Consider the following 11,166-nt stretch of genomic DNA (forward strand, 5'->3'; position numbering starts at 1 on the left):
GCGCGGCCGACGGCGGCGCACCGCCTTTACAGGCCGGAAACACCGGCCGGCGCTCACTTGCCGATGCAGAAGCGGCCGAAGATCTCGCCCAGCAGGTCGTCGGCGGTGAGGCGCCCGGTGATGGCCGCCAGCGCGTCGTGGCCGCGTCGCAGTTCCTCGGCGGCCAGCTCCAGCACCTGGGCGCCCTCGGCGAGCAGCACGGCGGCGGCCTCGACGTGCGCCTGGGCGTCGTGCAGCGCGACGAGGTGCCGTTCGCGGGCGGTGAACACGCCCTCGGCGGCCGGCTGCCAGCCGGCGCGGCGCAGCAGCTCGGCCCGCAGTTCGGCCAGCCCTTCGCCGCTGTGCGCCGACAGGCGCAGGGCGCCGGGCCAGGGCAGCGGGGCGGACGGCGCCGCATCGGCCTTGCTGCCCAGGTGCAGCGGCACCACGCCATGGGCGGCCAGCCGTTCGGCGATGCGCGCGTCGGCGGCCTCGCCGGCCGGCTCGCCGAGCCGCGTCAGGTCGTGCAGCAGCAGCACCGCGTCCGCGGTCTCGATGGCCTGCCAGCTGCGGCCGATGCCGATGCGTTCGACCTCGTCGGCCGCTTCATCGTCCTCGCGCAGGCCGGCGGTGTCGACCACGTGCACCGGCACGCCCTCGATCTGCACCGTGCCGCCGACGCGGTCGCGCGTGGTGCCGGCCACCGGGGTGACGATGGCCAGCTCGGCGCCGGCCAGCGCGTTGAGCAGCGAGCTCTTGCCGACGTTGGGCTGGCCGGCCAGCACCACCGTCAGGCCCTCGCGCAGCAGCTGGCCCTGGCGCGCCTGCCGGCCCATGGCCTGCAGCGCGTCGAGCACGCGCTGCACCCGGCCGAGGGCGTCGGCCCGCTGCAGGAAGTCGATCTCCTCTTCGGGGAAGTCGAGCGTGGCCTCGACCAGCGCGCGCAGCGCGGTCAGCTCGGCGGCCAGCGCCTGCACCGGTCGCGACAACGCGCCCTCGAGCGCCCGGCTGGCGGAGCGGGCGGCGGCCTCGGTGCTGGCGTCGATCAGGTCAGCGACGGCTTCGGCCTGCGCCAGGTCCAGCTTGTCGTTGAGGAAGGCGCGCTCGGTGAACTCGCCCGGCTCGGCCAGCCGCAGGCCGGGCAGCCGCGGCCGGCCGTGGTCGGGGTGCGGCTCGGCGGCCAGTTGCAGGCAGCGCGCGAGCAGCAGCTGCAGCACCACCGGGCCGCCGTGCACCTGCAGCTCCAGCACGTCCTCGCCGGTGTAGGCATTCGGCGCCGGGAAGTGCAGCGCCAGGCCCTGGTCGATCGGCTGGCCGTCGGCCGCCTGGAAGGTCAGCAGCGTGGCGTGCCGGGGCTTGAGCGGACCGCCGCACAGCGCCTGGATCAGTGCCGACAGGTCCTGCCCCGACAGCCGCACGATGCCCACCGCGCCACGTCCCGGCGCGGTGGCGACGGCGATGATGGGGTCGTGGTGGCGCGGCAGCATCACCGGCCCGCAGCGGTCGTCCAGCGGACGCTACTTGTTGACGCCCAGCTGCCGGTTGATCAGGTACTGCTGGGCGATCGACAGCGTGTTGTTCGTCAGCCAGTACAGCACCAGGCCGGCCGGGAAGAAGAAGAACATCACGCTGAAGACCAGCGGCATGATCCACATCATGCGGGCCTGCACCGGGTCCGGCGGCGTCGGGTTGAGCCACACCTGCAGCAGCGAGGTGGCCGTCATCAGCAGCGGCAGGATGAAGAAGGGGTCGCGGGCCGACAGGTCGGTGACCCAGCCGATCCACGGCGCGTTGCGCATCTCGACGCTGGACAGCAGCACCCAGTACAGCGCGATGAAGAAGGGCATCTGGATGAAGATCGGCAGGCAGCCGCCCAGCGGGTTGATCTTCTCCTCGCGGTAGATGCGCATCATCTCCTGCTGCATCTGCTGCGGCTTGTCCTTCAGCCGCTCGCGCATCTCCATGATGCGCGGGTTGACCGCCTTCATCTTGGCCATCGAACGGTAGGCGCTGGCGTTGAGCCAGTAGAAGGCCACCTTCAGCAGCACCACCAGCGCGACGATGGCCCAGCCCCAGTTGCCGATCAGCGTGTGCAGGTGGTCGAGCAGCCAGAACAGCGGCTTGGACAGGATGGTGAACCAGCCGTAGTCCTTGACCAGCTCCAGGCCGGGGGCCAGCGCCTCCAGCTTCTTCTCCTCCTGCGGGCCGACGAAGAGGGTGGCCTCCTGGGTGGCGGTGGCGCCCGGCGGCAGCGTGCCCACCGGCAGCAGCATGCCGACCGCGTAGAGGTTGGTGTCCACCTTGCGGGCGTAGAACTCGCGCGGCTGGTTGGCCGGCGGCAGCCAGGCGGCGGCGAAGTAGTGCTGCACCATCGCCACCCAGCCGTCGGTGCCGGGCTTGGGCAGCTCGGCCTTGCCCTTCTCGATGTCCTTGAAGTCCAGCTTGGCGAACTTGGTGGCGTCGGTGTAGATGGCCGGGCCGGTGAAGGTGCTGTAGAACGAGGACTCGCCGGGCGGAGGGTTGCCGTCGCGCACCAGCTGCAGGTACAGCTGCGGCGTGGCCGGCTGTGACGAGGCGTTGACCACCTCGTGCTTGACGCCGAAGGTGTAGGCGCCGCGGGCCAGCGTGTACGTCTTGCGCAGCTTCAGGCCGCCGACCTCGGCCGACTCGAAGGTCAGCGTCAGGGCCGTCTGCCCGTCCGCCAGTTCGCGCGGGCCGGCCACCGGCGTCATCGGCGTCAGGTGGTTGGGCCACTGCTGGCCGGCCGGGGCGCCGACCAGGCCGGTCTGCGCCACGTAGAAGCGCTGGGCGCTGCGGTCGAGCAGCACCACGTGGCGGCGCTCGTCCTCCAGGTCGCGCTGCTGCAGCAGCTCCACCCGCACCACGTCGCCGCCGCGGGGGTCGAAGCTGGCCTTCACCACATCGGTGGTGAGCGTGACCCAGCTCGCCGGGTCACCGGCCGACGACGAGGCGGTCGGCGCCTGGGCGGGCGTGGCCGTGGGCGGTGCGGCCGTGCTCGGCGTCGGCAGCGCGCTGGCCGATGGCGTGGCGGCCGGGTCGGCGGGCGCCGTGGCGGCCGGCTTGGGCGGCGGCGGCGAGAACAGCGAGGGCCGGCCGTTGTGCTTGTTCCAGCCGTCCCAGAGGAACAGCAGCGAGGTCACGAAGACCATCCACAGCACGGTGCGTCGAATGTCGGTCATGGGTGCTTGGCGCCGATGAAGCGCGAGAAGAGCCGGGGCGGTCGCTGCGGCACAGGATCGCAACCGCCGGTGCAGAACGGATGACAGCGCGCCAGCCGCCCGAGGGTCAGCGCGCCGCCCGCCAGCGCGCCGTGGCGCTGCAGCGCCTGCAGCGCGTAGGCGGAGCAGGTGGGCTCGAACCGGCAGGCGCTGCCCAGCCAGGGGCTGAGCAGCAGCCGGTAGCCGCGCACCAGCGCCATCAGCACGCGGGCCGGGCGACTCACGGGGACCGCCCCTGTCACGTGCGGCGCGCGGCCGGCGCGGCGGACCGAGCCACGGCGCTGTCCATCAGCCGGTCGAGCTCGGCGCGCAACAGCGCCCGCAGCGCGTCCGAGGCGGCGCTGGGAAAGCGGTTCACGTCGATGCGCTGGCGCAGGCGCACCACCCACAGGCCGCCGGGCAGGCTCCTTGGAGGCGCGGTCCACCGCGCCGCGGATCTGGCGCTTGACCAGGCTGCGGGTGACCGAACGCTTGGCATGCCGCTTGGGCACCACGGCGCCCAGCCACAGCCCGTCGGGCGGCAGGTCATCCACAGGCTCGCCACGAGGTGGTGCGTCGCCTGTTGACAACTCCGCCGGCGGCGGCCGTTTCGGCGGCTGCGGGACGGACGGCCGTCCGCCCAGGTAGTGGAGCGCGAAATGGGGGCTTCGGCCCGCGGGCGGCCGCCGCAGCACGCGCTCGAAGTCGTCGCTGCGCACGATGCGGCCTACCGGCCGGCCCATGAGCCGGCCCGGGCAGCGCTGGACGGGGCGGCCGGCATCCGGCGGCGGGCGCAGCGACGCAGGGGTCGCCGGCTTAGACCGTGACCAGGCGCTTGCGGCCCTTGGCGCGGCGGGCGTTGATGACCGCCCGGCCGCCACGCGTCTTCATGCGGACAAGGAAGCCGTGGGTGCGGGCGCGGCGGATCTTCGAGGGCTGGTAGGTGCGCTTCATGGTCGTGCTCTGGAAAAAGAGCTGGGGGAAGGGTTCGTGGGAAACGCCCGCAAGCCAGGCCCGCCCGCGTTCCGGAGAAACCCGCGATTATCGGTCGCCGCGCGCCGTGGGGTCAATGCGGGGCGGATCAGCCCCTCTCCAGCAGAAGCGGCGGCGCCGGTCAAGGGCCGCCGCGGCCACTGTGGATAACCCGGTCGGCAGGGCTTCGCCCGGGCCTACAATCCGGCCGCTCCAAAACCAGTTCTCCACAATGAGCGCAGATCTCTGGCAGCTCGGCTGCGAGCGCCTTGCAGCCGAACTGCCCGAACAACAGTTCAACACCTGGATCCGGCCCCTGCCGCCGGCGGAGGTGGCCGACGCGGGAGAGGCGTCGGTCGTGTCGGTGAAGGTGCCCAACCGGTTCAAGCTGGACTGGATCCGTCGCCAGTACGGCGCCCGCATCGAAGCCCTGCTGACCGAACTCGCCGGCAAGCCGGTGCGGCTGGAGCTGGCGCTCAGCCCCCGCGAAGCGCTGCTGCGGGTGCCCGGCGCCGCGGCCCACCACCAGGTGCCGCTGCGCGGGGCGGTGGGCGCCGTCTCCGCGCTCCACGCGCTGGGCGACATGGCCCAGCGGGGCGCACCGGCGCCGGCCGGCACCGGCCGGGCCGCCGAGGCCCCGGCGGCGCACCCGCTGCTCGACGCCGCCGCCCGCCACCGCCTGAACCCCGCGCTGACCTTCGACAGCCTGGTGCCCGGCCGTGCCAACCAGATGGCCCGCACCGCCGCGCTGCACGTCGCCGGCGCGCCCGGGGTCATGTACAACCCGCTGTTCATCTACGGCGGCGTCGGTCTGGGCAAGACCCACCTCATCCACGCGGTCGGCAATGCGCTGCTGCGCGACAAGCCCGACGCCCGCATCGCCTACCTGCACGCCGAGCAGTTCATCTCGGACGTGGTGAAGAACTACCAGCGCAAGACCTTCGACGAGCTGAAGGCCAAGTACCACTCGCTGGACCTCCTGCTGATCGACGACGTGCAGTTCTTTGCCGGCAAGGACCGCACGCAGGAGGAGTTCTTCAACGCCTTCGAGGCGCTGGTGGCCAAGAAGGCCCACATCATCATGACCAGCGACACCTACCCGAAGGGGCTGGTGGACATCGACGAGCGGCTGACCAGCCGCTTCGACGCCGGCCTGACGGTGGCCATCGAGCCGCCGGAGCTGGAGATGCGGGTGGCCATCCTGATGAAGAAGTCCGAAGTGGAAGGCACGCCGATGCCCGAGGACGTCGCCTTCTTCGTCGCCAAGAACGTGCGCGCCAACGTGCGCGAGCTGGAAGGCGCGCTGCGCAAGGTGCTGGCCTACAGCCGCTTCAGCCAGAAGGACATCAACATCACCCTGGCGCGCGAGGCGCTGAAGGACCTGCTGTCGATCCAGAACCGGCAGATCGGGGTGGAGAACATCCAGAAGACGGTGGCCGACTTCTACAAGATCAAGGTCGCCGACATGTACTCGAAGAAGCGGCCGGCCTCGATCGCCAAGCCGCGCCAGATCGCCATGTACCTGGCCAAGGAGCTGACGCAGAAGAGCCTGCCGGAGATCGGCGAGCTGTTCGGCGGCCGCGACCACACGACGGTGCTGCATGCGGTGCGAAAGATCGGCAGCGACCGCCAGAAGAACCACGAACTCAACCAGCAGCTGCACGTCCTGGAACAGACGCTGAAAGGCTGATGCCTTCCACCGTCTGTCCTGCGGACGCAGGCGAACGTTTCGCTCCCCCCGCCCCCCTCCGAAAGGGGACTCCAGTCAGAAGCACGAAGGGAACGGGTCTGTCAAAGCACAAGGGTGGGGACAACTTTCGGGAAAGTGGGCGGCTGTCCACAGGCCCGGACCGGAAGCCGAAGTTGTTGTACGGCGAGCCTGGCAGGCGCAGGGGCTCCGCCCACATGGTTCGGCCGACGCCAAGCCCTTGATCGAACAGGCGAAAATACGGTTCTCCACAGGCGCTGCCAGCCTCTACTACGACCACCAAGCTTTAAAAAGAGGAAGACATGATTGTTCTGAAAGCGGCGCAGGAAGATCTGCTGGGTGCGCTGCAGGCGGTGGCCGGCATCGTGGAGCGGCGGCACACGCTGCCCATCCTGGCCAACGTGCTGCTGAAGAAGGACGGTGACCGCATCGAGCTGACGACCAGCGACCTGGAGATCCAGGTCCGCACCACCGCCACGCTGGGCGGTGATGCCGGCACCCTGCAGACCACCGTCGGCGCGCGCAAGCTGATCGACATCCTGCGCAGCCTGCCGGCCGACCAGACCGTCACCCTGACCGCCAACCAGAACAAGCTCACCCTGCAGGGCGGCAAGAGCCGCTTCACCCTGCAGACCCTGCCGGCCGAGGACTTCCCGCTGGTCAACGAGTCGGCCGACTTCGGCCCTGCCTTCAGCGTGCCGCAGAAGACGCTGAAGGGCCTGATCGACCAGGTGCACTTCGCGATGGCGGTGCACGACATCCGCTACTACCTCAACGGCATCCTGTTCGTCGCCGAAGGCAAGACGCTGACCCTGGTGGCCACCGACGGCCACCGCCTGGCGCTGGCCCAGGCGCAGCTGGAGGCCGAGATCCCGAAGCAGGAGGTCATCCTGCCGCGCAAGACGGTGCTGGAGCTGCAGCGGCTGCTGAAGGACGACAAGGGCAGCGCCAAGGACCCCGCCAAGGAGGGCGGCGACGCCACGGCCGAAGGCGCGCCGATCGAGATGCGCTTCGCCGGCAACCAGGCCAAGTTCAGCTTCTCCGGCCTGGAGTTCGTCACCAAGCTGGTCGAGGGCAAGTTCCCCGACTACAACCGCGTCATCCCGAAGAACCACAAGAACGCCGTGACCCTGGGCCGCGCGCCGCTGCTGGCCAGCCTGCAGCGCGCCGCCATCCTGACCAGCGAGAAGTTCAAGGGCGTGCGGCTGAACATCGAGCCGGGGCTGCTGCGCATCGCCTCCAGCAACGCCGAGCAGGAGGAGGCCAAGGAGGAGATCGAGGTCGACTACGCCGGCGACGCGATCGAGATCGGCTTCAACGTCACCTACCTGATGGATGCGCTGGCCAACATGAGCCAGGAAATGATCAAGGTCGAACTGCAGGACGCGAACTCCAGCGCGCTGCTGACCATGCCGGACCACACCGGCTTCAAGTACGTCGTCATGCCAATGCGGATCTAGCGATCCGCATTGGCACTCGCCGGCAGGGCCGGCGGATGCCATCCATGTTTCGCACCCCCCTGCCCCCCGCCGCCGAGCGGTGGGTTCCGTACAGATGATTGCCCGGGCCGCTCACGCGGCCCTCTTGGTTCAAAACATGACCGAATCGGACAAGCCCCAGACCCCGCCGACCGCCGGCGCCGACGGCGTGACGCGCCTCGCGATCCCCGATGCGGCGGGCCAGGCGGCGTCGACCGGCTCCGACGCGTCGGCCGCCTACGGCGAAGGCAGCATCCAGATCCTGGAGGGGCTGGAGGCGGTGCGCAAGCGGCCGGGCATGTACATCGGCGACACGTCCGACGGCACCGGCCTGCACCACCTGGTCTTCGAGGTGGTGGACAACTCCATCGACGAGGCGCTGGCCGGCCACTGCGACGACATCGTCGTCACCATCCACACCGACAACTCGATCTCCGTCATCGACAACGGCCGCGGCATCCCCACCGGCGTGAAGATGGACGACAAGCACGAGCCCAAGCGCTCGGCCGCCGAGATCGCGCTGACCGAGCTGCACGCCGGCGGCAAGTTCAACCAGAACAGCTACAAGGTCTCGGGCGGCCTGCACGGCGTGGGCGTGAGCTGCGTCAACGCGCTGAGCAAGTGGCTGCGGCTGACGGTGCGCCGCGAAGGCAAGGTGCACTTCCTCGAGTTCAGGAAGGGCGTGCCGCAGGACCCGCTGATCGAGCTGCGCGACGGCGTGCCGGTCAGCCCGATGAAGGTCACCGGCGAGACCGAGAAGCGCGGCACCGAGGTGCACTTCCTGCCCGACGACGAGATCTTCAGCCTGGTCGACTTCCACTACGACGTGCTGGCCAAGCGGCTGCGCGAGCTGAGCTTCCTCAACAACGGCGTCAAGATCAAGCTGGTCGACGAGCGCAACGCCAAGGAAGACGACTTCGCCTACGCCGGCGGCGTGAAAGGCTTCGTCGACTTCATCAACCAGGGCAAGCGGGTGCTGCACCCCAACGTCTTCCACGCCGTGGGCGAGAAGGCCAGCGACCAGGGCACCACCATCGGCGTGGAAGTGGCGATGCAGTGGAACGACGGCTACGCCGAGAACGTGCTCTGCTTCACCAACAACATCCCGCAGCGCGACGGCGGCACCCACCTGACCGGCCTGCGCGCGGCGATGACCCGCGTCATCAACAAGTACATCGAGGACAACGAGCTGGCCAAGAAGGCCAAGGTCGAGGTCAGCGGCGACGACATGCGCGAAGGCCTGGCCTGCGTGGTCAGCGTCAAGGTGCCGGAGCCGAAGTTCTCCAGCCAGACCAAGGACAAGCTGGTGAGCAGCGAGGTGCGCGCGCCGGTGGAGGACATCGTCGGCCGCCTGCTGACCGACTGGCTGCTGGAGAACCCGCTCGACGCCAAGATCATCTGCGGCAAGATCGTCGAGGCCGCCCGCGCCCGCGAGGCTGCGCGCAAGGCCCGCGAGATGACGCGCCGCAAGGGCGTGCTCGACGGCCTGGGCCTGCCCGGCAAGCTGGCCGACTGCCAGGAGAAGGACCCCGCGCAGTGCGAGATCTACATCGTGGAGGGCGACTCCGCCGGCGGCTCGGCCAAGCAGGGGCGTGACCGCAAGTTCCAGGCGATCCTGCCGCTGCGCGGCAAGATCCTGAACGTCGAGCGCGCGCGCTACGAGAAGCTGCTCAGCTCCAACGAGATCGTCACGCTGATCACGGCGCTGGGCACCGGCATCGGGCCGGACGACTTCAACCCCGACAAGCTGCGCTACCACCGCATCATCATCATGACCGACGCGGACGTGGACGGCGCCCACATCCGCACCCTGCTGCTGACCTTCTTCTACCGCCAGATGCCGGCGCTGGTCGAGCGCGGCCACATCTACATCGCGCAGCCGCCGCTGTACAAGGTCAAGCAGGGCAAGCACGAGCAGTACCTGAAGGACGCGGTCGAGCTCGACGCCTTCATGCTCAAGGTGGCGCTGGCCGATGCGTCACTGCACACCGGCATCGGCAGCGGCCCCGACGACGGCGTGCTGAAGGGCGAGGCGTTCGAGCAGCTGGCCCGCCAGTACGTGCTGGCCGAGAACGTCATCGCCCGCCTGGCCAACTGGATGGACGGCGAGGCCCTGCGCGCGCTGGCCACCGGCGTGGAGATCAACCTCGACACGCTGGAGGCCGCCGAGCGCAGCGCCCAGGCCCTGGCCGCCAGCCTGCACGGCGCCGACGTGTCCGGCGAGTTCGACGCCCGCACCGACAAGCACCTGCTGCGCATCAGCCGCCGCCACCACGGCAACCTGAAGAGCAGCGTCATCAGCGCCGACTTCGTGCATGGCGCCGACTACGAGGTGCTGGCCACCGCGGGCAAGACCTTCAAGGGCCTGCTCGGCCCCGACGCCGTCATCCGCAAGGGCGAAGGCGAGCGCCAGAAGGAACAGCGCGTGGCCGACTTCCGCACCGCCATGCAATGGCTGATGGCGCAGGCCGAAGGCAGCGTCGGCCGCCAGCGCTACAAGGGCCTGGGCGAGATGAACCCCGAGCAGCTGTGGGAGACCACCATGGACCCCACCGTTCGCCGGCTGCTGAAGGTGCAGATCGAAGACGCCATCGAGGCCGACAAGGTGTTCACCATGCTGATGGGCGACGAGGTGGAGCCGCGGCGGGACTTCATCGAGACGAATGCGTTAAGGGCGGCGAATATCGACGTGTGAGATGTCGGATGACACCAAACACGAAAATCTGCCAGATGGGTGAGGAACTACTGACAGAGAAAATGAGAAGGCCCAGCAATCCTGGGCCTTCTTCGATTTCACTCTTAGGGCGGCGAGTTAACTGCGAATTGCGCCACAGTTCTGCGACTGGGGTGCTCTAGTTGATGCGACTGGCCTTACTAGGGACGTAGGACCAAGCAGGATCTAGTTTCCATCATGAAGATGATGAGGATGCTGATGCCGAACATCCGATCCCTCGACATGAAGCTCGTCGACGAACTGTTCGAGATGGGCAGCGGCTACGTGCTCGATTTCTCGGACCGGACGATGTCGTCATTCTTCGCCGACGAGCTCAACGTCGACATCGACGATCCAGCCTATCGGGAGCAAGGTACCTCCAAGGCCAAGCGCCTGCGCTGCTACCTGAACAAGGTCGACCTGGCCACCTCGATCAAAACGCTCAAAGCCCTTTGGGAATACCGCGAGGCCACTCGCAAGGGCAACCGGCGCGAGGAGTGGGTCGACAACGCCGAAGGCCGCTTCCTCTTGCTGCTCAACCGCATGCAGGGAAAGCCCGACCAGCCAGCCACGCAAGCTGAGCCGCCCAAGCCCGCGTTCGATCGGCCGAAGATCATCCTCTTGAAGCAGAAGCTCATCGAGCTTTCGGCCTTGGAACCGCAGCCTCGGGGTTAAGCTTTCGAGGCATGGCTCACCAACGCCTTCAACACATTCGGCCTGCAAGCCCGGGAGCCTTTCCGCCTGCGAGGCGAGCAGATCGACGGAAGCTTCCAGGTGCAGGGCGAGACCTACCTCGTGGAGGCTAAGTGGCATTCGGCGCAGACCCCAGCGGCTGATCTGCACGCCTTCCACGGCAAGGTCGAGCAGAAGGCGGCGTGGGCCCGCGGGCTCTTCATCAGCAACAGCGGTTTTACGCCCGATGGCCTGGTTGCATTCGGAAAAGCGAAGCGCGTCATCTGCATGGATGGACTCGACTTGTTCGAGACGCTCGATCGCGAGCTGCCGCTCGACCAAGTGATCGCCCGCAAGGCGCGCCGAGCCGCGGAGACGGGCCTGCCCTTCGAGCGTGTGCGAGAGATCTTCGGCCACTGAGGCCGA

At 68.9% G+C, this 11,166-nt stretch carries 9 protein-coding genes and 2 pseudogenes; 5 read left to right on the forward strand and 6 right to left on the reverse strand.

The window, feature by feature from the left end; genetic code table 11:
* Positions 1-53: 53 nt before the first annotated feature.
* The 6 genes and pseudogenes from mnmE to rpmH all read right to left on the reverse strand — a co-directional run bounded on the left by mnmE (position 54) and on the right by rpmH (position 4,151).
* Complete coding sequence (gene mnmE / locus LRS07_RS01955; RefSeq protein ID WP_260500354.1) at positions 54-1,466, reverse strand: tRNA uridine-5-carboxymethylaminomethyl(34) synthesis GTPase MnmE; 1,413 nt, start codon at positions 1,464-1,466, stop codon at positions 54-56.
* A gap of 30 nt (positions 1,467-1,496) precedes the next feature.
* Complete coding sequence (gene yidC, locus LRS07_RS01960; RefSeq protein ID WP_260500355.1) at positions 1,497-3,179, reverse strand: membrane protein insertase YidC; 1,683 nt, start codon at positions 3,177-3,179, stop codon at positions 1,497-1,499.
* The gene (gene yidD / locus LRS07_RS01965; RefSeq protein WP_260502011.1) at positions 3,176-3,418 is read right to left on the reverse strand and encodes a membrane protein insertion efficiency factor YidD; all 243 of its coding nucleotides are present in this window, start codon (positions 3,416-3,418) and stop codon (positions 3,176-3,178) included. Before yidD ends, yidC begins: the two co-directional genes overlap by 4 nt.
* A 38-nt stretch (positions 3,419-3,456) precedes the next feature.
* Positions 3,457-3,603 carry a hypothetical protein gene (locus LRS07_RS01970; RefSeq protein WP_260500356.1) on the reverse strand — a complete coding sequence of 49 codons (147 nt, stop codon included), beginning with the start codon at positions 3,601-3,603 and terminating at the stop codon, positions 3,457-3,459.
* 37 nt (positions 3,604-3,640) lie between these two features.
* Positions 3,641-3,940: pseudogene (locus LRS07_RS22145) on the reverse strand (ribonuclease P protein component); the annotation flags it as partial.
* A 73-nt stretch (positions 3,941-4,013) separates the two neighbouring features.
* A complete protein-coding gene (gene rpmH / locus LRS07_RS01975) occupies positions 4,014-4,151 on the reverse strand; it encodes a 50S ribosomal protein L34 (RefSeq protein WP_260500357.1) in 138 nt (45 codons plus the stop codon).
* A 250-nt stretch (positions 4,152-4,401) separates the two neighbouring features.
* Here rpmH and dnaA point away from each other — a divergent pair, with 250 nt between their 5' ends.
* From dnaA to LRS07_RS02000, 5 genes and pseudogenes are all read left to right on the forward strand, one after another.
* Positions 4,402-5,859, forward strand: coding sequence for a chromosomal replication initiator protein DnaA (gene dnaA / locus LRS07_RS01980; protein WP_260500358.1), 1,458 nt, complete (start codon positions 4,402-4,404; stop codon positions 5,857-5,859).
* A 320-nt stretch (positions 5,860-6,179) separates the two neighbouring features.
* A complete protein-coding gene (gene dnaN / locus LRS07_RS01985; protein ID WP_260500359.1) occupies positions 6,180-7,337 on the forward strand; it encodes a DNA polymerase III subunit beta in 1,158 nt (385 codons plus the stop codon).
* Positions 7,338-7,473: 136 nt separating this feature from the next.
* Positions 7,474-10,050 carry a DNA topoisomerase (ATP-hydrolyzing) subunit B gene (gene gyrB / locus LRS07_RS01990; protein WP_260500360.1) on the forward strand — a complete coding sequence of 859 codons (2,577 nt, stop codon included), beginning with the start codon at positions 7,474-7,476 and terminating at the stop codon, positions 10,048-10,050.
* 231 nt (positions 10,051-10,281) lie between these two features.
* Complete coding sequence (locus tag LRS07_RS01995) at positions 10,282-10,743, forward strand: hypothetical protein (RefSeq protein ID WP_260500361.1); 462 nt, start codon at positions 10,282-10,284, stop codon at positions 10,741-10,743.
* A gap of 15 nt (positions 10,744-10,758) precedes the next feature.
* Positions 10,759-11,160, forward strand: a pseudogene (locus tag LRS07_RS02000) (restriction endonuclease); the annotation flags it as partial.
* Between the last annotated feature and the right edge of the window lie 6 nt (positions 11,161-11,166).

The organism is Aquabacterium sp. J223, assembly GCF_024666615.1.
Lineage (GTDB): Bacteria > Pseudomonadota > Gammaproteobacteria > Burkholderiales > Burkholderiaceae_C > J223.